Genomic DNA, 21,699 nt, shown 5'->3' with positions numbered 1-21,699 from the left:
ATCGCCTGCACCACGGCGACCGTGATCGCGGCGTCGCTGGGCATCTCGACGCTCGACGACATCACCCCGGAGCCGACGGGACGCCCGGAGGCTGTGGCCCCCCTCGCCGCGGCAGGCCGCCGGGGTCCTGCGGGTGCCCGGCCGCGCGGCCGACGGGCGCCGGGCCGCTCGGCCGCTGCCCGGAGGTCGCACCGGGCAGCGGCTGGTGCCCACCCGCCGCGGCGCCACCCTGGGCCGGCGCGGCGCCATCCTGCGCGGCGCCACCCTGCGCGGCGCCACCCTGCGCGGCGCCACTCTGGGCCTGCGCGGCGCCACCCGGCGCGGCGCCGTCCTGGGCCGGGGCAGCCGGCCCGGGGCCGCCCGGTGCTACGGCGCCACGTGGACCGGACGCGGACACCGCGCCGCCGCCCTGAGGACCGGTGGCGGAGACCTCCGCCGACCGGCCCGGCCGGGTCCCCTCCGCCGCGGCGTCCGTACCGGTGCCGACACCGGGTGCCGGATCCGCCGGGGGCCGCCCCGGGACGTCGCGGCCGCCGGACGCCGGGGTGCCCACCGGCGGAGTGCTGTTGTCCTGCGGCACACCGTTCGGTGGGGTCGCGACCGGCTCGTCGGCGTGGCCTGCCCCGTCCTGGCCGGTGCCGGGACCGGACCGGGCCTGCCCGGAGCCCGGGCCCCCGGACGCCGCCGCGGCCCGGCCGGACGCTCCGGGACCCGGGACACCGGGCACCTGCGAACCGCGCTGACCGGGTCCGGGCTGGTCGGGTCCGGGACGCTCGGGGCCCCGCGGACGCGGGCCGGCCGGCGTGAACAGCCCACCGGGCGGCATCGCACCGGGTGGCATCGGCCCGCGGGGCCCGGCGTCGCCGCGTGGCGGGCGCCCGCCGTCCTGGCGCACCGGTTCGTCGGACCGGGAGGCCCCGTTGCGCGCAGCACCGTTGCGCGGGACCCCGTTCGGCCGGTCGCCCGGCGCGGGCCGGAACGGTGACCTGGTGCCGTGGGTGCGGGGGTCCCAACCGGTCGAGGGCAACCGGTCGGGGCCGCGGCCGCCCGGCGTCGTCTCCCGCGGCTCCGTCGCCGGCCCGTCCCCCGGCGCCCGGTCGGTGGGCACCTGCCCGTCCGGGCCGTCGGCGACGGGCCCGGACGGTGCCGGATCCCGGTCGTGTTCCACCGCGGCGGGGTCGCCGACCGGGGCCGGCTCCTCCTCCGCGCCGTCCGCGGTCCCCGGGGCGGGGGCCTCGGGGCGGACCCCGGTCTCCTGGACGACCGGGGTGTCCGGCGCCGCACGCCCGTCCGCCGGGGCGACCGGGGAGTCCGGGGTGTCCGGGACGGCGGTCGCCGGGTCGTCCGGAGCGGCCGAACCGGCCGGGGTGCCGGCCTCCCCCGCACCCCGGTCGGTGTCCTCCCCCGGCCCGGACCCGGCGCCACGCGCCGCCTCCGGGACGATCGCGAACGCCGTCGTCGGCCCGGCGGCAGGTTCCGGACCGCCGTGCGCGGCGGCGGTGTCCGGTGCGTCCGGCACGTCCGGCGCGTCCGGCGCGTCCGGGACCTCCGGCGCCGCGGCGCCGCCGGCCAGCTCGGGGCCGGACACCTCCAGTCGCACCGTCCGCCGCTCGCCCGGCGAGGGACGGACGGTGTCGTGCGGTCCCGCCCGGCCGGTCTCGCCGGGGTCACCCGTGCCGCCGGGGGGCCCGGCGACCGCACCGCCCGGTCCGCTCGGCCCGGCCTGTGCCGGACGCCCCATCGGCGGTCGCCGAAGCCGGCCGTCGGTGCCACCCGGGGCGGCCGGGTCGGCGCCGTGGCCGTCCCGGCCCGCGCCGGACCCGCCGGTGCCGCGGTTACCGCCGGTCTGATCCGTGCCCGTCACGCTCTCGTGCCCCTCGCATCGTCCGACTTCATCTGCTCCCGGCCCGCAGGAGCGTCCTCATCGTGCCCACCGGGACGACGGTCCCGGCGCCCGGTAGGGCTGGGGCAGCGGCAGCCGTAGCAGCTTCGCCACCCGGCCCTGTCCGTCCTTGCGCAGCGCGGCCACGGCCTCCGGCTCGTGCCGGGCGGCGTTGGTGAGCAGCCCGAACAGGAACATCGTCACCACCAACGAGGTCCCGCCGGAGGAGATCAACGGCAGCTGCAGCCCGGTCACCGGGAGCAGCCCCACGACGTATCCGATGTTGATCGCGGCCTGGACCACCAGGCCGGTGGTCGAGGTCGCCACGACGATCCGCAACCACGGGTCGGTGTTGCGGGCCGCGATCCGCATCCCGGTGTAGGCGAGCGTCGCGAACAGCGCCAGCACCGCGAACGCGCCGACCAGCCCGAGCTCCTCGCCGATGATCGCGAAGATGAAGTCGTTGTGCGCGTTCGGCAGGTAGTCCCACTTCGCGCGGCCCTGGCCGAGCCCGACACCGAGCAGCCCGCCGTCGGCGAGGGCGTAGAGCGCCTGCGTCGCCTGGTAGGCGGGCCCCAGCGGATCGGCGGTGGCCGGCGAGAGGAACGCGGTGATCCGGCTCGCCCGGTAGCCCGCCGTCAGGCCCAGGACGATCGCACCGACCAGCCCACCGCCCGCGATCAGCGCGAGCAGCTTCACCGGGGCGCCGCCGAAGTACAGCAGCGCCAGCATCACGACGCCGATCGAGATCGTCATGCCGAGATCGGGCTGCAGCACGAGCAGCGTGAAGATCACCAGGGTGACCGGGACGACCGGGTTCAGCGCATGCTTCCAGCGGTGGATCACCGCCCGCCGCGCGACCAGCACGTGCGCGCCCCACAGCGTCAGCGCGACCTTGATGGCCTCGGAAGGCTGCAGCGACACCGGCCCGACCGCGAACCAGGAGCGGGCGCCGCCGCGGACCACGCCGACCCCGGGGATCAGCACCGCGACCAGCGCGACGATGCCCACGATCAACAACACCGGGGCCGCGGATCGCAGCCTGGCCGGCCGGACCCGCAACCCGACGTAGAACAGCACCAGGCCGACCGCGCAGAACATGAGCTGGCGGGTGAACACCGAGTAGGACGAGCCGCCCGCCGACACCGCGGACGCCGAGAGCACCATGACCAGGCCGAACAGCGTCAGCAGGCCGAACACGCCGAGGATCAGGTGCAACGAGGTCAGCGGGCGGCGCAGCCACCGCCGCAGCCGGCGTGCTCCGCCACGGACACCGGTGACCAGTGCCGCGCCCGCCGTGCGGCGCGACCCGCGCTCCGCGACGGACGGGCTCACCGGCCACCGCCCAGCGCGGCGACGGCGGCGGCGAACGCCTCACCGCGGTGCGCGTAGTCGCGGAACTGGTCCATCGACGCGGCCGCCGGGGCGAGCAGCACGACGTCCCCCGGACGGGCGAGGCGGGCCGCCCGCCGGACCGCTTCGGGCATGGGATCGCGCTGGTCGGAGAGCACCATCGCACCATCGTGACCCTGCCCCACCTCCTCGACCGGGAGATCGGGGGTGTGTCGCGACAGGGTTTCCAGCAGGGGCGCCCGGTCCGTCCCGATCACGACGATCCCGGCCAGTCGCTCCGCGTGCGCGGCGGCCAGCTCGCCCAGCGCGTCCGGTGCGACCCCCTTGAGCAGCCCGCCGATCACCCACACCACGCGCGCGTCCGGGCGGCGGGCGGCGATCGCGGCCAGCGCGGCGGCGGCCGCGTGCGGGTTGGTGGCCTTCGAGTCGTCGAGGTAGTCGACACCGGCGTGCGTCCCGGCCGGCGCGCTGCGGTGCGGACCGGGGGTGAACGACGTCAACGCCACCCCGATCCGCTCGGCGTCGACCCCGTAGGCCCTGGCCAGCGCGGCCGCGGCGAGCGCGTCGGTGATCCCGGGCGGCCCCGGCGGGACGACCGCGTCGGCGCTCAGCAGCTCCCCGCCGCCGAACGCGCGGTCGACCAGCATCCCGCCGGACACACCCAGCTCGTCCGGTCCCGGTTCGTCCAGGGTCACCCCGACCCGGCGCGGCGCGGGCGCTGCGGCCAGCAGCCGGGCGGCGACCGGGTCGTCCACGCCGGCGACGGCCACGTCCCCGACCAGCGCGGCGGCCTTCGCGGCGGCGTAACCGTCGGCCCCGCCGTGCCAGTCGAGGTGGTCCTCGGCGACGTTCAGCACCACCCCGGCGAACGGGCGCACCGAGGGTGACCAGTGCAGCTGGAAGCTGGACAGCTCGACCGCGAGCACCTGATGCCCGGCCGTGACGGCGCTGACCACGGGATGGCCGATGTTGCCGCAGGCCACCGCGTCCAGCCCGGCGCCGTGCAGGATCGCCGCCAGCATCTCGGTCGTGGTCGTCTTGCCGTTGGTGCCGGTGACCACCAGCCAGGCCGGGGGTCTCCCGCTCAGCTCGCCGAGCCGCCAGGCCAGCTCCGGCTCACCGATCACCTCGGCACCGGCCGCGGCCGCCTCGGCGACCAGCGGATGGTCCGGACGCCGCCCGGGCGAGGTGACGACCGTGGCCACCCCGGCCGGCAGGCCGGGCCCGGTCCAGGCCAGCACGCCCTCTGGCAGCGCGGTCAGCGCCTCGGGTCGGTCGTCGGAGACGAACACGGTGGCCCCGCTGTCGCGCAACGCGAGGGCCGCGGCCGATCCGGAGACACCGGCCCCGGCGACGAGCACCGGACCTCCGGCCGCCGGCCCGCTCACGCCGAACCCGACGCCGCGAGCCACTCGCTGTAGAAGATGCCCAGACCCATCGCCGCGCAGATCGCGGCGAGCAGCCAGAACCGGATGATGACCGTCGTCTCGGCCCAGCCGGCCAGCTCGAAGTGGTGGTGGAACGGCGCCATCCGGAACAGCCGGCGGCGGGACGTGCGGAAGACCAGGATCTGCAGCGACACCGACAGCGCCTCGACCACGAACACACCACCGATGACGACCAGCAGCAGCTCGGTCCTGGTCACCATCGACAACCCGGCGAGCAGCCCGCCCAGTGCCAGCGACCCGGTGTCGCCCATGAAGATCCGGGCGGGCGCGGCGTTCCACCAGAGGAAGCCGATGCAGCCGCCCATCGCGGCGGCCGCGACCAGGCCGACGTCGAGCGGGTCGCGCACCTCGTAGCAGCCCGCGGACGCGGCGATCGCGCAGCTGTTGCGGAACTGCCAGAAGGCGATGATCACGTAGGTGCCGAGCACCATCGCCGCGGTGCCGGCGGCCAGGCCGTCCAACCCGTCGGTCAGGTTCACCGCGTTCGACCAGGCGGCGACGATCAGGTTGCACAGCAGCACGAACCCCACGACCCCGAAACTGAGGATCGTGATGTCCCGGACGAACGACAGGCTCTCCGAGGCCGGGGTGAGGTTGCGCTCGTTGGCGAACCGCACGGCCAGGACACCGAAGATCGTCGCGGTGAGGACCTGGCCGACGATCTTGGACGTCTTGTTCAGGCCCAGGTTGCGCTGGCGGCGGAGCTTGAGGAAATCGTCGATGAACCCGACCACGCCCAGCGCCGTGGTCAGGAACAGCACGAGCAGCGCGGAGGCGGTGATCGGTTCCCGGGTGAAGGCGTGCGAGCCCAGGTAACCGACCCAGATGGCGATCAGGATCGCCACGCCACCCATCGTCGGGGTGCCGCGCTTGGACTGGTGACTCTGCGGGCCGTCCTCGCGGATCTCCTGACCGAATCCCTGCTTGGCGAAGAACCGGATCAGGTACGGCGTGAGCAGGATGGACACCGCGAGCGCGAGGCCCGCGGCCAGGAAGACGCCCCTCACCGGCGCACCAGCCGGTCGGTCGACAGCAGGCCGGCGGCGACCCGCTCCAGCCCGGCGCTGCGGGAGGCCTTCACCAGCACCACGTCGCCCGGTTCGATCTCGGCGCGCAGCAGGGCCAGCGCGGCGTCGACGTCGTCGACGTGCTCGGCGTCCGGGCCGTAGTCGGGGGCGCCGACGGCGACCACCCGGTGCACGCCGGCCGCACGGGCCTGCCCGGCCGCACCCGCGTGCGCCTGCGCGGCACCGTCGCCGATCTCGGCCATCGGGCCGAGCACCGCCCAGGCCCTGCGGTCGGTCCCGGCGAGCGAGGACAGCGCGGAGATCGCGGCGGCCATCGCCTCCGGGTTGGCGTTGTAGGCGTCGTTGACGACGGTCACGCCGTCCTCCCGGTCGGTGACCTCCATCCGCCAGCGCGAGGCCGGGGTGGCCGCGGACAGCGCGGCGGCCACCTGCTCGGGGGTGCCGCCCAGCTCGAGTGCGACGGCGGCCGCGGCCAGCGCGTTGCCGACCTGGTGCTCCCCGACCAGCTGCAACCGGACTCCCGCCGAACCGGCCGGTGTGACCAGCCGGAACGACGCGCGCCCCGCGTCCAGGACCACCTGCTCGGCCCGCACGTCGGCGTCGGCGGAGCGGCCGAAGCGCACCACCCGGGCCGAGGTGCGCTCGGCCATCGCGGCGACCGCGTCGTCGTCGGCGTTGAGGACGGCGACGCCACCGCGGTGGCCGGGCAGGTCGCCCGGCGGCAGCGCCTCGACCAGCTCGCCCTTGGCGGCGGCGATCCCGGCGCGCGAGCCGAACTCGCCCAGGTGCGCCGAGCCCACGTTGAGCACCACACCGATCCGGGGCGGGGCGACCGCGCAGAGCGCGGCGATGTGCCCGATCCCGCGGGCGGAGAACTCCAGCACCAGGTGCCGGGTCGCGGCGTCGGCGCGCAGCGCCGTCCACGGGGTGCCGAGCTCGTTGTTGAACGACTCCGGCGGGGCGACGGTGCGGCCCAGCGGCGCCAGCACCGCCGCGAGCAGGTCCTTGGTGGAGGTCTTCCCGGCGCTGCCGGTGACCCCGACGACGGCGAGTCCGGGCAGCGCGCCCAGCACGTGCCGGGCGAGCCTGCCCAGCGCGGCGAGCACCGCAGCGCCGTGCCCGTCCGCGTCCACCGAACCCAGGTAGGTCTGCGCGTCACGGGCCCCGGCCGGGGGCACTACGACGGCGGGGGCGTCGACCTCGCGCCCGGCGAGGACGCTCGCGCCCCGGGCCGCCGCGGCCGCGGCGAAGTCGTGGCCGTCGGCCCGTTCCCCGGGCAGGGCCAGGAACAACCCGCCCGGCCCGACCGCCCGGGAGTCGAACTCGACCGCGTTCACCTCGGTCGCGGCGGCCTCCGCCTCGGTCAGCCGGTGCAGCCTGCCGCCGGTCACCGCGGCGACCTCGGCCAGCGTCATCTCGATCATCGCCCGCTCGCCTCCACCGGCTCGGTCCGTCCTCCTGTCGTGGCGCCCGGCGTCCTCATGTGGCCGCCCGGATCGCGGCGACCAGCTCGTCCGCGTCGTCGAACGGGTACTTGACCCCGTGCACCTCCTGCCCGGTCTCGTGCCCCTTGCCTGCGATCACCACCGCATCACCGGGACGGGCCGAGCGCACGGCGTAGACGATCGCACTCCGCCGGTCACCGATCTCGATCACGTCCCCTCTGGCGGGTTCGTGGTTGGCGCCCTCGAGCATCGCCTTCCGGATCGCGGCCGGGTCCTCGCTGCGCGGGTTGTCGTCGGTGATCACCAGCAGATCGGACCGGATGGCCGCAGCGGCCCCCATCAGCGGTCGCTTCCCGGTGTCCCGGTCGCCTCCGCAGCCGAGCACCGTCAGCACCCGGGCGTGCGGCTTGATCTGGGCGCGCAGCGCGTCGAGCAGCGCCGCGACGGCCGCCGGTTTGTGTGCGTAGTCGACCACCGCCAGCCACGGCTGCCCGGCGTCGACGCGCTGCATCCGGCCGGGCACCGACAGCTGGGCGAAACCCTCCGCGGTGATCTGCGGCGGGATCCCGTCGGCGTCCAGGCAGGCCAGCGCCACCAGCGCGTTCGCCACGTTGTAGCGGCCGGGCAGGGCGAGGGTCACCGGCTGCGCGAGACCGCCGGGCCCGATCGCGGTGAAGGTCTGCGTGCCGTCCGGGTGGGCGGCCAGGTCACGCACCGTCCAGGTGGCGTGCGGGCCGTCGGGGCCGGAGCTCACGGTCACCGCGTCCGGCCGCCGGGCGGCCAGCCGGCGCCCCCACTCGTCGTCGACGCAGACGACGCCGTGCCGGGCCGGCTCCACCCCGGCGCCGCCGCCGCCGAACAACCGGACCTTCGCCTCGAAGTAGTCGCTCATCGTCGGATGGAAGTCCAGGTGGTCCTGGGAGAGGTTGGTGAAGGCACCGGCGGCGAACCGGGTCCCGCCGACGCGTCCGAGCGCCAGCGCGTGGCTGGACACCTCCATCGCGACGTCGGTGACGCCCGCCTCGACCATCACCGCGAACAGGGCCTGCAGGTCGGGGGCCTCCGGGGTGGTGAAGGCGCTGGGCAGCGCCCGTGGCTCGTGCCCGGGCACCCGCACCCTGGTCCGGACGGTGCCGAGCAGCCCGCTCGCCCGCCCCGCAGCGGCCAGGCCGGCCTCCAGCAGGTGGCCGACGGTCGTCTTGCCCGAGGTCCCGGTGACCCCCAGCACCCGCAGCCGCGCGGTCGGCTCGCCGTACACCGCGGCCGAGACGGGGCCGAGCACCTCCCGCGGGTCCGGGTGCACCAGCACCGGCAGCCGGGAGTGCCGGATCTCGGCGCGGTCGGCACCGGCCGGGTCGGTCAGGACGGCGGCCGCACCCGCCGCGATCGCCTGCGCGGCGAAGTCGGCACCGTGCACCCGCGCGCCCGGCAGTGCCGCGAACAGGTCCCCGGGCCGGACGGAACCCGCGCGCAGGGTGACTCCGGTGACGGTGTGCGGACCGGCCGCGGCGTCGAGCAGCGGGCCGGGGCCCGCGCCCGCGGTGCGCGGGTTGAGCTCGGCCCCGGCGAGCCGCCCGAGCAGGGCGACGTCGACCGGCCGGACCCGCTCGGGACGGTCCGGGAGCGCACCGGGGTGCCCGGTCATCGTCGGGGCTCCGGTGTCGACGTTCCCGGCCGGGGAGGCGTACGCAGCGTGGACGTCGGGCACAGCGCGGGAGGTTACCGACCCTCGGGGGCCGCCCTCCGGCCGGATCCGCAGGCCGTGACCGCTCACGGGCCGGGCCGCGCCGGACGGTGGGCCGAGCGCCGCGGCACGTCCGTACGGCCCGCCGGGCACCTCCGTCCGGCGCAGCCATCCGGCCGGTCGACGGGCCACGCGCCGCTCATCCGGCGGCGACCGCCGGCCCCCGGAGGGGTGCACGGCCACCGGGACCGCCGGGCGCCGCCGGCCGGGCACCGGTCGCGCCGGGCGGTGCTCACGGGAGCTGCAGGGTCTGCACGCGCGGGGGCTCGGTCTGCACCGGGATCCGGTCCCGCTGGGCCAGGTAGGAGGCGATGTCGTGGAACAGCGGCGCCGCGCTGGTCCCGCCGCGGGGGGCGTCGAGCATGATCCCGATCACGAACCGGGGGTCCTGGGCGGGGAGCATCCCGGCGAAGGTGATCCAGTACTGGGACCGCGAGTAGGCACCCGTCTCCGGGTCGACCTGCTGGGCGGTGCCGGTCTTGCCCGCCACCTCGTACCCGGGGACGGCGGCGGCCGGGCCGGTCCCGGCCTGCCCGCGCTCGTTCTGGGTGACGGCGGTGAGCATCGTGCGCAGGGTCTGCGCGGTCTCCGGCGACATCACCCGGACCGGTTCGGCCGGCTCGGCCGGCACCCGCACGCCGTCCGGCCCCTCGGTGGCGGAGACCACCCGCGGGGGTATCCGCACGCCGTCGTTCGCGATGGCCTGGTACATGCCGGCCATCTGCAGCACCGTCATCGACAGACCCTGTCCGATCGGGAGGTTGCCGAACGTGGAGCCGGACCAGGTCGCCCGCGGCGGCACCGAGCCCGCGCTCTCACCAGGCAGCCCGACGCCGGTCCGCTGGCCGACACCCATCCTGGTCAGCATGTCGGAGAACGCGTCCTCACCGACCTTCTGGGCGGTCATCAGGGTGCCGACGTTCGAGGACTTCGCCAGCACGCCGGTGAGGGTGTAGCGGTCCACGCCGTGCGCCCAGGCGTCCCGGATCGTGCGGTCGGCGACCTTGATCTGGCCCGGGACCTCCAGCACGTCGTCGGGACGCACGACGCCGGCCTCCAGCGCGGCCGCCATCGCGACCACCTTGTTGACCGAGCCGGGTTCGAACGGCGTGGTGACGCCCTTGTTGCCCAGGGTCGCCGGATCGGCCTCCAGCAGGTTCCCCGGATCGAACGAGGTGTTGTCGGCCAGCGCCAGCACCTCGCCCGTCTCCCGGTCCAGGACGACCGCGGAACCGCTGCGGGCGCCGGACTCGGCGGCGTAGCCCGCGAGCATCCGCTGGACCTGGAACTGCAGGTCGGAGTCGATCGTCAGCTGCACGTCCGAACCGGAGACCGCAGGTTGCTCGGAGCGCACGCTGCCGGGGATCACGGTACGGCTGCCCTCGGCGGTGTCGGCGATCTGGAAGCCGTCCTGCCCGGCCAGCAGGTCGTCGTCGGCGGACTCCAGACCGATCCGGCCCACCAGCTTCTGGGCGTCGGCGCTCCAGGTCGCCGCGCCGATGATGTTCGACGCCAGGGTCCCGCCGGGATACTGGCGGGCCTCCCGGCTCTCCTCCGCGATCTCCGGGAAGCGCTCGCGCAGATCGCGCGCCGGGGCCGGGTCGACCGCGGTGGCGAGCACGACGTAGCCGCGGTCGCGGGCCAGCGCCCGCTTGAGCTCCTCCGGGTCGCCACCGGTGACCCCGGCGACCGCGTCGGCCATCGCGTTCTTGTAGTCGTGCGCCTCGGCGCCCCGGGTCCGGTCGATCAGCCTCGGGTTGGTGACGAGCGCCTTGGACTCGGTGGAGAACGCGAGCACGTTGCCGTCCCGGTCGGTGATCGAGCCGCGCTCGGCGGGGATCACGATCCGGCTCGCGCGCTGCTTCTCCGCGTCCGCCGTCAGCGACCCGGCCTGGACCGTCTGCACCACCACCAGCTTCGCGCCGGAGACGAGCAGCAGCGCGGCGAGCAGCACCCAGGCCAGACGGAGCCGGAAGCGCGGATCGTCGGCGGGCGACCGCCTGCGACGCGGTGGGCCTCCCCGGGGCGGCCCACCGCCGTACCCGGGGCGACGGCCCCGGGGTGGTGCGTAGGTCATCAGTCCTGACCGCCCGCCGCACGGGCGTCGGCCGGGACCTCGCGCTCGGCTCCCTCCTGCTGGTCGGCCTCCGCGCCCGCCTCGGCGCCGGCCGCTGCCGCGGCATCGCCGCCCTCGGCCTGCGGGTCGGAGGTACCACCGCCGGGCACCGCCGGGGGCTGCTGCGGGTCGGCCGCGTCGGCGTCGGCCGGTGCGGCCGGATCGGCCGCCGGCGGGGCGGGAGGCGCGGCGGGCACGGCGGCCCGTGGCTCACCGACCACCTCGACCTGCCCGTCCGGGCCGACGACCAGCCGGGCCGGGTCGGTGACGGGGACCATGCCCTGGGCCGACGCCCGCTCCGCCAGCGAACCGGGGCTCTGCAGCACCGTGACCTCCTTGCGGAGCGCCTCGGACCGCTCGGTCAGCGCCGCGGTCTGCTGACGGGCCTCCTGCAGCCGGTACGAGTCGGCGGCCGCGGCCGTGGACAGCCACAGCGTGGCGATCAGGCCCACCGCCAGCAGCACCATCACGACCAGCACGAACTTCGCGCGGCCGGTGTTCTCCCTGGTCGCGGCGCGGGTACGCCGCTGTTCCTGGACACGCCGGCTCTCACCGGGGCCGCGCTGTGCCGGGATCCGGGGCGGTGCCGCCGCCCGGCGGGTCTGCGGACGCGGCCGGGTGCCCGTCGTCCCCGGGCGCTCGATGACGGGTGTGCTCATCGGTTCCTGCCTCTCCGCCGTGTCCTGCCGCTGGTGGTGCCCGTCCTGCCGGTGGTCATGACGCCACCCGTTCCGCCGCCCGCAGCCGCACCGGGGCGGCCCTCGGGTTGCGTGCGATCTCGGCGTCGGTCGCCGTCTCCGAGCCGCGGGTCAGCAGGCGGAACTCCGGTTCGTGCCCGGGCAGCTCGACCGGCAGGTCGAGCGGCGTGCGCGACCGGGTCCGCTCGGCGAGCGCCCGCTTCGTCATCCGGTCCTCCAGCGAGTGGTAAGACAGGACGACGAGCCGCCCACCCGGTGCGAGCGCGTCGAGGGCTGCGGGGAGCGCGCCGCGCAGCGCCTCGAGCTCGCCGTTCACCTCGATCCGCAACGCCTGGAACGTCCGCTTCGCCGGATGCCCGCCGGTTCTGCGGGACGCGGCCGGGACGACCCCGTACAGCAGCTCGACCAGCTCGGCGCTGCGGGTGAACGGCGTCGTCGCCCGGTTCCGGACGATCGCGTTCGCGATCGGCCCGGCGAACCGTTCCTCGCCGTACTCGCGCAGGATCCGGCGCAGCTCGGGGGCCGGATAGGAGTTGAGGACATCGGCGGCGGTCGGCCCGGTCGTCGGGTCCATCCGCATGTCGAGATCCGCGTCGCGGGAGTAGGAGAAGCCGCGGGCGGTCTCATCGAGCTGCAGGGAGGAGACCCCGAGATCGAACAGGATGCCCTGCACGCCGCCGATCCCGAGCTCGGCGAGCACCTCACCGAGCTGGTCGTAGACGGCGTGCACGGGACGGAACCGGTCGGAGTAGGCGGTGAGCCTGCGGCCCGCGATCTCCAGGGCCTGCGGGTCCCGGTCGAGCCCGACCAGCGTGAGCTGCGGGTGCGCGGCGAGCAGTGCCGCAGCGTGGCCGCCCATGCCGAGGGTGGCGTCCACGTGGACCGCGCCGGGCCCGTCCAGGGCCGGGCCGAGCAGCTCGCTGACCCGGTCGAGGAGGACCGGGACGTGCCGCTCACCGGGTGCCCGGTCGGCACTGTCGGCCTCCGGGCCGGTGGCACCGGCGTGGAAGCCGTCGTCGGGAGTCCCTGCCACGTCCCACCCCCGAGTCGTGCCTGCCGTCCGTCCCCGCGATCGTCCGGTCTGCCGTCCGGTTCCGGCCCGTTCGGGCCGGAACCGGTCGGACGAGTCCCTGGGTGCACCGCTCGCACCGGTTCCCACAACCGGACCGCGATGCTCCTGTGGACCACGGCCGCCATCACGCCACCCGAACTCCCCAGTCGGGGTGGACCCGGCGCCGTCCCCACCCGGGGGCCGTGCCGGTGAGGACCTGGCACCGGGGAAGGTGTGCCAGGGCCGCCGATCACGGCACCCGGGTCGGGACGGCGACGGTGATGCCGTCCGTCGTGTTGCTTGTGACGCCGTTCCTCGTCCCGCCCGCCAGCGGGGGTCAGAACAGCCCCGGCAGAACCTCCTCCTGCGCCTTCGCGAACTCGTTCTCGTGCTGCTCCTGGTACTCCTGCCAGGCCTGCGCGTCCCAGATCTCGGCACGGGTGAACGCGCCGATCACCACGCAGTCCTTGGTCAGTCCGGCATACCGGCGCAGTTCGGACGTGATCGCGATCCGGCCCTGGCCGTCGGGGTTCTGCTCGTCGGTGCCCGAGAAGAGGTTCCGCTGGAAGACCCGTGCCGACTCGTTGGTCAGCGGAGCCGCGGCGATCTTGCGCGCCATCTCGGTGAAGGCCTCACGGGTGAACACGTAGAGGCAGTGGTCCTGCCCTTTCGTGATCATGCAGCCGCCTCGCAACTCGTCGCGGAATTTCGCAGGCAGCGTGAGCCGCCCTTTGTCGTCCAGCTTCGGGGTGTAGGTGCCGAGGAACACCGGCCCCACCTCCACCTGGAGCACCTGTTTGCCCCAGCGATCACCACACTACCCCACAACCACCCACCGTCAACCCGAGCTGACTCCCGCATCTCCTGTTCGTCGAACGTTTTCGCAGGTGAGAGGTGGTGGGGCGGAGTGGGGTGCCACCCGGTAGCGCGACGTTGCCACGGTTGCCGCGGCCGTCGGCACCCCGATCGGCCCCACCGCGCCCCGAGGGGGCATCACCGCAGGTCGGAGCCCCTTCTCCGGCCGCACCGGGCGCGCCCGGTGGGTTCGAGTGGGGGCCGGTGGGGAGCCCGGTGGGGAGCAGGCGCCGAGCCAGGTGGGGGCCCGTGGGCCGGGCCGGGCCGGGCGGTGGAACCCGGCATGCAGGCCGGGGAGCTCGTGGAGACCGACCGGGACGGCCCCGGCCCGCCGTCCGGAGCACGACCGCGCCCTGTCGGACACGACCGTCCGGCCCTCTCCTGTGGGCCGGACGGCGGTGGCCGATCACGATCGGGCGACGTTTGACAGACTGGCCGTGCCCCGTCATCCCACGAGGAGGCCCGTTGTCCTCGAGCGCACCCTCTGCGCCGTCCGTGCCGCCACCGCCGTCCCCGCAGCCCGGGTCACCGGGCCGGCACCCGGAACCGGTCGGCGGCGCCCCCGGGTACGGCGCGGACCAGCTCGACGTCGGCGGGGTCGCCGAGGTCGCAGGCCGGATCGCGGGAGCGGTCGGCCGGGTGATCGTCGGCAAGTCCGAGGCCATCCGGCTCGCGCTGGTCGCGATGCTCGCCGAGGGCCACCTGCTCGTCGAGGACGTGCCCGGCGTCGGCAAGACCTCCCTGGCCAAGGCGCTCGCGCGGTCGGTCGACGGCGCGGTCAGCCGTATCCAGTTCACCCCGGACCTGCTGCCCGGCGACATCACCGGCACCTCCGTCTACAACCGGCAGACCTCGGAGTTCGAGTTCCGACCCGGCCCGGTGTTCGCGAACGTGGTGATCGCCGACGAGATCAACCGCGCCTCACCGAAGACCCAGTCCGCGCTGCTGGAGTGCATGGCCGAGCATCAGGTGACCGTCGACGGCGGCACCTACCCCCTCGGCGACCCGTTCATGGTCGTCGCCACCCAGAACCCGGTCGAGATGGACGGCACCTACCCGCTGCCCGAGGCCCAGCGCGACCGGTTCACCATCCGGATCAGCGTCGGCTATCCCGACCCGGCCGCGGAGCTCGCCATGCTCGACGAGCACGGCACCGACCAGCCGCTGGAGCGGATGCGGGCGGTCACCGACCTGCACACGCTGCGTTCGATGGTCGCCACCACCCGCGCCCTGCACACCGCCGCCGAGGTGCGCCGGTACTGCGTGGAGATCGTCGGGGCGACCCGGCGGCTCCCCGAGGTCCGGCTCGGGGCCTCGCCCCGCGCGACCCTGCACCTGCTGCGCGCGGCCAGGGCGTGGGCGGCCACCGCCGGCCGTGGCTACGTCATCCCGGACGACGTCCGGGCCGTCGCCGTGCCGGTGCTGGCCCACCGCCTGGTCCTCGGACCGGAAGGGGTCGCCGCCCGCCGGTCGACCGCCGAGCTGGTGCGCAGCGCGGTGGGCCGGATCGCCGTGCCGTCCCCACCGCGGAACTGACGTGCCGGTCTCCCCCGGGGCCGCCCGGCCCACCGGTGGTGCCGCGCCCGCGCGCCCGCCGATGGGCTCGGTTCCCGTCCCCGCCGCCCGCGACGGGGCGGACACCCCCGCGGGTCCGCTCTCCGACGACGCAGGCGGCCCCACCCGCACGGAACGCCCGGCCGGGCTGACCGTGCGTGGACGCAGCCTGCTCGCCGGCGGGCTGGCGATGGTCGTGTGCGCCGTCGTCCTGGACGAACGCGACCTGGTACGGGTCGGGGCGTTCGTCGTGTTGCTCCCGCTGCTCGCGCTGCTCGTCGCGCTGCGCTCGCGGCGCACCCTGCTGGTCGGCCGGTCCCTGGAGCCGGTCCGGGGCCAGGCGGGCGAGCCGGGCACGGTGGTGCTCCGGATCGCCGGCGGATCCCTGCTCGGTTCGCTGCGGATCGCCGACACCGTCCCGGACGCCGCGGGCCCGTCGGACCGCAGTCCGCCGCGCTTCACGGTGCACCGGCTCGGCCGCCGCGGCGCCCGGGTCGGCTACCCGTTGCACCCTGCCGTCCGGGGCGCCTACCGGATCGGTCCGCTGCGCGCCCGCGGCACCGACGCACTCGGTCTCGCGGAGTTCCGGCACGACGTGCTCGCCGCCGACCGCTGGCTGGTGCTGCCCCGGGTCACCCCGCTCACCGGGCGCCCGACGCTGAGCTCCACCGCGGCGGGACGCGGCGCCGAGGGCGGCAGCAGACCCGGCCCCGGCACCCCGGACGTCCTCATCCGGCCCTACCGCCAGGGTGACGAGCTGCGCCGGGTGCACTGGCGCTCCAGCGCCCGGCGCGACGAGCTGATGGTCCGGCTCGACGACCGGCCCGACCCGGCCGGCGTCACCCTGCTGCTCGACCGGCGCGCCGCCGCGCACCGGGGGCACGGCGCGGACTCCAGCCTGGAGTGGGCGGTCGAGTTCGCCGCCAGCGTCACCGTGCACCTGCTGCGCCGGGGCGAGGCCGTCGTCCTGGTCGACGAGTCGGGGCGGCGGTTCGACGACGGCGGCGTCATGGACCCGGTCTCCGGGGAGGACGCCGTACCGCAGCGGCTCGAGACGCTGGCCGTGCTCCGGCCGTCGGCGACCGCCGCGCTGGGCGCCGCCGATCCGGGGCCCGGAACGCCCGCGGGGGTACTGGCCGTGCTCGGCGCGACCGCCCCGCGTGACGTCACCGCCCTGGTCACGGCGTGGCCGTCGGGCGGGCACGCGATCCTGCTCGACGTCGACGACTGGTCCGCGGGCACCTCCCCCGGACGAACCGCGGCGCACGCCGCCGCGGCGTTGCGCCGGGCCGGCTGGCAGAGCACGGTCGTGTCCGGCGGCACGAGCGTGCACCGGGCCTGGGCCGACGCCTGTGGCGCACCGGCCGCCCCGGGAGGGGCCCGGTGAGCGCTCCGACGACGCTCCCACCGGCGCCGGCCACCTCGGCATCCGCCGGGCCACCCGTCCCAGCGGGAAGCGCCCTGCTGGGCCCGGTGGCCTCCGCGCTGGCGGTCCTGCTCGCCGGGTCCGCGACCGGAGCGGTCGTGCAGGGGCTCGGCTGGCTCGGGTACGCCGCACTCGCCGTCGCGGTGACCGCTGCCACCGGTGGCCTGCTGCTGGCGGTCCGGCCGTGGCTCGCCGCACCGGGCCAGCTGCTCGCGCTGGTGCTGCTCGGTACCGGTCTGTTCACCGACAGCGGGGTGTTCGGCGTGCTGCCGGGGCCGGCGGCGCTGCGCGAGCTGTCCGCGCTGCTCGGCGGCGCGGGCGCCCAGATCGACACCGGGCTCCCTCCGGTCGCTGCGACGCCGGAGATCCTGCTGCTGGTCACGCTCGGGTTCGGCGCGCTCACGATCGCGGTGTTCGGACTCGCGGTGACCATCGGCGCCCCCGCCGCCGCCGGGGTACCGCTGCTCGTCGTGTTCGCGGTCCCCGTCGCGCTGGAGTCCGAGCTGCTGCCCTGGTGGTCGCTGGTCGCGGCCGCGGCCGGGTTCGGTGTGCTGCTGCTCCTGCGGCCCGACCGGCTGCGGCAGGCCCCGGCCGGGGCGGCCGTCGTCGCCGTCGCGGTCGCCGGAGCGCTGCTGGCCGGGTCCGCCGCGACCGCCGTCGGCACCGCAGGCCGGTTCGACGCGAGCGGAGGCGCCGCCGGCGGTGGTGCCGACGGGTCGATCGGGTTGAGCCCGTTCACGTCGCTGCGCGGCCAGCTGACCCGCAGCGAGCCGCGGCCGCTGTTCGAGGTGCGGGGCATGACCGATCCCGCCTACCTGCGTGCGCTGACCCTGCAGACCTACGTACCGCAGGAGGGCTGGACCGCAGGACGGCCGCAGCCCGGCGTCCCGCTGACCGGCCCGCTCCCGCCGTCCACCACCGGACCGGCGACCGAGCAGACCGTCCAGGTCGAGAACCTGGGCTTCCGCGACTACTGGCTGCCCGTGTTCGGTGACCCGACGGCGATCGACGCCGGCCCGGACGGCTGGGCCTACGACGCGGCCGGCGGCATCGTCTACAGCGAACGCCCGCGCGAGGAGGACGGGTGGTCGCAGTCGATGCGCCTGCCCGACCCCTCCGCCGACCAGTTGCGGGCAGCGTCCGGCCCGGTCACCGTGGACAGGGCCTACCTCGACACGACGGGCGTCGATCCCCGGGTGGTGCAGATCGCCCGAGAGGTCACCGCGGATGCCACGAACCCGTTCGACCGCGCGATGGCCATAGAGAACCACTTCACCGGCCCGGACTCCCCCTTCACCTACAGCCTCGCCACCGCACCGGGTGCCGGTGACGACGCCCTGGTCGACTTCCTGACCGTCGGACGGACCGGGTACTGCGAGCAGTACGCGTCGGCCATGGCGGTGATGCTGCGCACCGTCGGCGTGCCGGCCCGGGTCGCCGTCGGTTTCACCGCCGGGACCGAGGGGGTGGACGGACGGACCATCTCGACCGACAACGCACACGCCTGGGTCGAGGCCTGGTTCCCCGGTCACGGCTGGATGACGTTCGACCCGACACCGCTGGCGGACGGGCAGACCATCGAGCCCGGCTACGTCCAGCAGGCGCAGGAGCAGCAGGGCGGCACGCCCGCGCAGGAGCAGCCCGCCCCGGAACCCGGCCCCGCTCCCCCCGCGGACGGCGGGGACACGGCGTCCGCGCCCCCGCCCCCCGCCGAGGACCGGCCGGGGACGGACACCGGGGCGGGGACGGCGTGGGGTGTGCTGGCGGTCGCGGTGGCGCTGGCGGCCGGACTGGCGCTGCTCGCGCTGGGCCCCCGGTTCTGGCGGCGTCGTCTGTACGCCGGCCGGGTCGCGCAGGCCCGTGCCGGTGGGGCCGGCGCCGCGACCGCGGCCTGGGAGGAGATCCTGGCCGTCTCCCGGGACCACGGCGTCCCCGTGCCTGCCTCGGAGACCGTCCGGTCGGCGGCCGCCCGGATCGCCGAACGGCACGGGCTCGTCGGGCGGCCGGCCGAGGCGCTCGCCGAGCTGGCCGGACGGGTGGAGCAGAGCTGGTACGGCGGCGTGCTGCCGGGGCCGGAGATCCTCGACGGCCTGGTCGACGAGGTCCGGACGGCGATCGCCGCCGGCGGCACCTCGTTGCGTTCCCGCATGCTGCCGCCGTCGATCCGGCCGCGACCGGTCCTGCCGACCGGCCGGGGGCACGCCGCCGGGGAACCGGCCGAGGGCCCCCGGGCCTCCGGGCGCCCGGGGACAGCTCCGCACACGGAGCCGGCAGAGCGGGCGTAGCCGGCCGAGCCGGCCTAGCGGGCGTGGCCGGCCTAGCGGGCGTGGCCGGCCTAGCGGGCGTAACCGGCCGAACCGGCCTAGCGGGCGTAGCCGGCCGAGCGGGCGTAGTCGGCGGCAGCGGCCGGTCCCGGCGCTGCTGCCCCGGCCGTCCGGGACCGGGCCGCCCCGCCGACCGCCTCCTCGTCACGCCCGTCGTCGCGGCGCCCCCAGCGCGACGGATCCCGTGCCACCCCCACGACGACGGCGGGGCGGGACATCACGATGATGTCCCGCCCCGCCGTCGTGAGATCGAGGTGGAGTCACTCCTGCTCGAAGCGGCGCCGGAAGCGCTCCTCCATCCGGCCGGTGAAGCCGCCGCCCTCGCCGCCCGACTTGGGGTTCTTCGGCTCCTCGCCGCTCCCGCCGGTTGCCTCGGCATCCTTGCCCCGGGCGCCGATCGAGGTCACCGCGAGCAGTGCACCACCCAGCATGGCGAGGAATCCGACAACGCTGAGCACCGGGATGTCGCCCAGGTAGAGCGCCTGGAACGGGATCCCTGCCACGAGCAGGACTAGGCCCAGCACGAAGACCACTGCCCCCTGGATCCGGCGCCGGCGAGCAGGCTTGCTCATCCGGTTGCCGCTCACAGAAGAGGCGAACTTCGGGTCCTCCTGGTAGAGGGCCCGTTCGATCTGTTCGAGCAGGCGCTGCTCGTGCTCGGAGAGCGGCATGCCTTCACCTCCGGAACACGAAATCGGACGGTAGGTCGCCCCGACCCGGGATTCCCGGCCCCGATCGGCACGACGGGCGCCCCACCTGGGCGTCTGGCCATAAGAGTACGAGGCGAATCGTGCCGCGACCACCCGGACCGGGCAACCTGCACGGCTGATCGTCGAGCGGGCGATGCGGCGCGGCGTGCCGCCGGTCACGCGGTTCGGACCACCGGCACCCGGACGGCGGCGGATCCATCGGCGGGCGACGGACGGGCGGTCACCGTCGGCGACCGTGCGGTGGCCGTCCGGGTACCGCTCGGTGACGTGCGGGAGCCGTGCGGGGCTCGGGACGGTGTCGCGGCGCCGTGAGCCCGGGGTCAGAACCGTCGGGCGAGCAGGTGCAGCCGCGGGGCGACCTCCCCCAGGGCCGGAACCGCCGATGCGAGCATGTCCAGTTCGTCCCGCTCGTCCCGTCCGGCCGGTTCGCTCTCCTGGCCGGGCCCGGGCAACCAGGCTTCCAGGGTGCCGTCGCCCTGCAGCACCTCGACGTCGAGCCGGCCGGTGCCGGCCGCGAGCTCGCGCAGCAGGCCTGCGTCGAACCGGCGCAGCAACCGGTCGTCCGGCCCGGTCCGGCCGTCCGGGTCGGTCAGCAGCGCACGGGCCTCGGCGAGCCGGCCACCGGCGACCCGGCCGATGACGGCCCCGTAACGGCCGGCGGTCAGCACGGACACCCCACCGCCCGGTGTCGTCGCCGCCGCCAGTGCGGTCAGCACCCGGCCCGGATCGTCGACGACCTCCAGCAGGCCGTGCCCGAGCACCAGGTCGGCCCCGTCGGGGGGCACCACGTCGGCGAGTGTGTCGACGTCGCCGTTCACCGGGGTGACGCGATCGGTGACCCCCGCCTCGCGGGCCCGGCGGGCGAGGGTGGCCAGCGCGTTCGGGCTGGTGTCCACGACGGTGACGGCGCAGCCCGCAACGGCCAGCGGCACCGCCCAGGTGCCGCTCCCCCCGCCGACGTCGAGCACCCGAGGAGCAACGCCCACCTCCCGGCGGACACGCTCGATCTCCCTGTCCAGCACCCGGAACACGGCGGCACCGCGCGCTGCTCCGGCCTGCTCCCGTGTCGGCGATCCCACACCGGCAGCCTAGAGGTCCCCGGCTCGGCATCCACCCGCGCATACGTCCGGCCGGGCCGGGCACCCTCCGCGCCCCACCACCGCGGAACGGCCCTGTACGTTGGACCGGTGCAGGTCGTCGCCACTCTGAGTCTCAAGGGCGGCGTCGGCAAGACCACGGTGGCACTCGGTCTGGCCGGCGCGGCGCAGCGGCACGGCGTGTCCACCCTCGTGGTCGATCTCGATCCACAGGCGAACGCCACCACCGCGCTGGATCCCGAGCCCACCACCGCCACGGTCGCCGACGTCCTCGACGAGCCGCGCCGCGCCGTCGTCGAGCGGGCGATCGCCCCGTCGGCCTGGGGCGAGGGCCTCGACGTGCTGGTCGGCGCGGAGCAGACCGAGCGACACAACCATCCGGATCCGGGCGCCGCCCAGCTGCACCGTCTGGACCGGGCCCTGCAGCGGCTGGCCGGCGAGCTGATCACCGACGCCACCGACGACGGGGCCGGCCCCGCCATCAGCGGGAGCAGCGGAGGCAGAGGCCTGGTCGAGGAGCGCTACCGGCTCGTGATCGTGGACTGCCCGCCCTCGCTCGGCCAGCTGACCCGCAGTGCGCTGTCGGCCGCCGACCGCGCGATCCTGGTCACCGACCCGACGATGTTCTCGGTCTCGGGCGTGCAGCGGGCCTTCGACGCGGTGCAGACGGAGCGCGAGCGCTCCAACGACCGGCTCCAGCCGCTCGGTGTGTTGGTGAACCGGGTCCGTCCGCGCAACACCGAGCACGACTTCCGGATCTCCGAGCTGCGCGAGTTGTTCGGCCCGCTGGTGTTCAACAGCGTCCTGCCCGATCGGTCCGCCGTGCAGCAGGCCCAGGGCGCCTGCCTGCCGATCCAGGCCTGGGACACGCCCGGGGCCCGGGAGATCTCCGCCGTGTTCACCTCCCTGCTCGGGCGCGTGCTGCGCAGCGCCTCCCGCGACCGCCCTGCCGAGTCGGCCTGAGCATC

The 21,699-nt window shown here is 75.9% G+C and carries 17 protein-coding genes; 4 read left to right on the top strand and 13 right to left on the bottom strand.

Annotated elements, in window-relative coordinates; translation table 11 throughout:
- Nucleotides 1-61: 61 nt before the first annotated feature.
- The 10 genes from AB0J24_RS16770 to mraZ all read right to left on the bottom strand — a co-directional run bounded on the left by AB0J24_RS16770 (nucleotide 62) and on the right by mraZ (nucleotide 13,534).
- Nucleotides 62-1,864, bottom strand: a complete 1,803-nt coding sequence (locus AB0J24_RS16770) for a hypothetical protein (RefSeq protein ID WP_358681986.1) — start codon at nucleotides 1,862-1,864, stop codon at nucleotides 62-64.
- A gap of 57 nt (nucleotides 1,865-1,921) precedes the next feature.
- Nucleotides 1,922-3,217, bottom strand: coding sequence for a putative lipid II flippase FtsW (gene ftsW / locus AB0J24_RS16765; protein WP_358681984.1), 1,296 nt, complete (start codon nucleotides 3,215-3,217; stop codon nucleotides 1,922-1,924).
- Nucleotides 3,214-4,623, bottom strand: coding sequence for a UDP-N-acetylmuramoyl-L-alanine--D-glutamate ligase (gene murD / locus AB0J24_RS16760; protein ID WP_358681981.1), 1,410 nt, complete (start codon nucleotides 4,621-4,623; stop codon nucleotides 3,214-3,216). The genes ftsW and murD overlap by 4 nt, the downstream gene beginning before the upstream one ends.
- Nucleotides 4,620-5,690, bottom strand: coding sequence for a phospho-N-acetylmuramoyl-pentapeptide-transferase (gene mraY, locus AB0J24_RS16755; RefSeq protein ID WP_358681977.1), 1,071 nt, complete (start codon nucleotides 5,688-5,690; stop codon nucleotides 4,620-4,622). The genes murD and mraY overlap by 4 nt, the downstream gene beginning before the upstream one ends.
- Nucleotides 5,687-7,135, bottom strand: a complete 1,449-nt coding sequence (murF, locus tag AB0J24_RS16750; RefSeq protein ID WP_358681974.1) for a UDP-N-acetylmuramoyl-tripeptide--D-alanyl-D-alanine ligase — start codon at nucleotides 7,133-7,135, stop codon at nucleotides 5,687-5,689. The genes mraY and murF overlap by 4 nt, the downstream gene beginning before the upstream one ends.
- A 55-nt stretch (nucleotides 7,136-7,190) precedes the next feature.
- A complete protein-coding gene (locus AB0J24_RS16745; protein WP_358682011.1) occupies nucleotides 7,191-8,801 on the bottom strand; it encodes a UDP-N-acetylmuramoyl-L-alanyl-D-glutamate--2,6-diaminopimelate ligase in 1,611 nt (536 codons plus the stop codon).
- 331 nt (nucleotides 8,802-9,132) lie between these two features.
- Nucleotides 9,133-10,977 carry a penicillin-binding protein 2 gene (locus tag AB0J24_RS16740; protein WP_358681971.1) on the bottom strand — a complete coding sequence of 615 codons (1,845 nt, stop codon included), beginning with the start codon at nucleotides 10,975-10,977 and terminating at the stop codon, nucleotides 9,133-9,135.
- The gene (locus AB0J24_RS16735) at nucleotides 10,977-11,675 is read right to left on the bottom strand and encodes a hypothetical protein (RefSeq protein ID WP_358681968.1); all 699 of its coding nucleotides are present in this window, start codon (nucleotides 11,673-11,675) and stop codon (nucleotides 10,977-10,979) included. The genes AB0J24_RS16740 and AB0J24_RS16735 overlap by 1 nt, the downstream gene beginning before the upstream one ends.
- Before the next feature lie 55 nt (nucleotides 11,676-11,730).
- Nucleotides 11,731-12,747 (bottom strand): 16S rRNA (cytosine(1402)-N(4))-methyltransferase RsmH, encoded by a 1,017-nt coding sequence (gene rsmH / locus AB0J24_RS16730; RefSeq protein ID WP_358681965.1) that lies wholly within the window; start codon nucleotides 12,745-12,747, stop codon nucleotides 11,731-11,733.
- Nucleotides 12,748-13,102: 355 nt separating this feature from the next.
- Nucleotides 13,103-13,534, bottom strand: a complete 432-nt coding sequence (mraZ, locus tag AB0J24_RS16725; RefSeq protein WP_358681962.1) for a division/cell wall cluster transcriptional repressor MraZ — start codon at nucleotides 13,532-13,534, stop codon at nucleotides 13,103-13,105.
- A 551-nt stretch (nucleotides 13,535-14,085) separates the two neighbouring features.
- Here mraZ and AB0J24_RS16720 point away from each other — a divergent pair.
- The 3 genes from AB0J24_RS16720 to AB0J24_RS16710 are packed head-to-tail and all read left to right on the top strand — an operon-like array spanning nucleotide 14,086 to nucleotide 18,885.
- The gene (locus AB0J24_RS16720) at nucleotides 14,086-15,156 is read left to right on the top strand and encodes a MoxR family ATPase (protein WP_358681959.1); all 1,071 of its coding nucleotides are present in this window, start codon (nucleotides 14,086-14,088) and stop codon (nucleotides 15,154-15,156) included.
- Nucleotide 15,157: 1 nt separating this feature from the next.
- A complete protein-coding gene (locus AB0J24_RS16715) occupies nucleotides 15,158-16,561 on the top strand; it encodes a DUF58 domain-containing protein (protein ID WP_358681956.1) in 1,404 nt (467 codons plus the stop codon).
- Complete coding sequence (locus tag AB0J24_RS16710; protein ID WP_358681954.1) at nucleotides 16,558-18,885, top strand: DUF3488 and transglutaminase-like domain-containing protein; 2,328 nt, start codon at nucleotides 16,558-16,560, stop codon at nucleotides 18,883-18,885. The genes AB0J24_RS16715 and AB0J24_RS16710 overlap by 4 nt, the downstream gene beginning before the upstream one ends.
- Nucleotides 18,886-18,962: 77 nt before the next feature.
- Here the strand turns inward: AB0J24_RS16710 and AB0J24_RS16705 are convergent, their stop codons facing one another.
- From AB0J24_RS16705 to AB0J24_RS16695, 3 genes are all read right to left on the bottom strand, one after another.
- Nucleotides 18,963-19,142, bottom strand: coding sequence for a hypothetical protein (locus AB0J24_RS16705; RefSeq protein WP_358681951.1), 180 nt, complete (start codon nucleotides 19,140-19,142; stop codon nucleotides 18,963-18,965).
- 42 nt (nucleotides 19,143-19,184) lie between these two features.
- Entirely contained in the window at nucleotides 19,185-19,595 is a 411-nt protein-coding gene (locus AB0J24_RS16700) for a DUF3040 domain-containing protein (RefSeq protein WP_358681948.1), read from the bottom strand.
- A gap of 359 nt (nucleotides 19,596-19,954) precedes the next feature.
- Complete coding sequence (locus AB0J24_RS16695; RefSeq protein WP_358681945.1) at nucleotides 19,955-20,713, bottom strand: class I SAM-dependent methyltransferase; 759 nt, start codon at nucleotides 20,711-20,713, stop codon at nucleotides 19,955-19,957.
- 108 nt (nucleotides 20,714-20,821) lie between these two features.
- On the opposite strand from AB0J24_RS16695, the gene AB0J24_RS16690 reads away from it, so the two are divergent.
- Complete coding sequence (locus AB0J24_RS16690) at nucleotides 20,822-21,694, top strand: ParA family protein (protein WP_358681942.1); 873 nt, start codon at nucleotides 20,822-20,824, stop codon at nucleotides 21,692-21,694.
- Nucleotides 21,695-21,699: the final 5 nt, after the last annotated feature.

It is taken from the genome of Pseudonocardia sp. NPDC049635, from assembly GCF_040659795.1.
Lineage (GTDB): Bacteria > Actinomycetota > Actinomycetes > Mycobacteriales > Pseudonocardiaceae > Pseudonocardia.
Note: the sequence above shows the minus strand (reverse complement) of the source record. Positions and strands in the feature narration are given on the sequence as shown.

Bases quoted from the DNA above. Each gene is read 5' to 3' on its own strand.
- murF (WP_358681974.1), bottom strand. From the start codon at position 7,135: ATGATCGAGATGACGCTGGCCGAGGTCGCCGCGGTGACCGGCGGCAGG.
- AB0J24_RS16745 (WP_358682011.1), bottom strand. From the start codon at position 8,801: ATGACCGGGCACCCCGGTGCGCTCCCGGACCGTCCCGAGCGGGTCCGG.
- AB0J24_RS16740 (WP_358681971.1), bottom strand. From the start codon at position 10,977: ATGACCTACGCACCACCCCGGGGCCGTCGCCCCGGGTACGGCGGTGGG.
- AB0J24_RS16735 (WP_358681968.1), bottom strand. From the start codon at position 11,675: ATGAGCACACCCGTCATCGAGCGCCCGGGGACGACGGGCACCCGGCCG.
- AB0J24_RS16705 (WP_358681951.1), bottom strand. From the start codon at position 19,142: ATGTCCCGCCCCGCCGTCGTCGTGGGGGTGGCACGGGATCCGTCGCGC.
- AB0J24_RS16700 (WP_358681948.1), bottom strand. From the start codon at position 19,595: ATGCCGCTCTCCGAGCACGAGCAGCGCCTGCTCGAACAGATCGAACGG.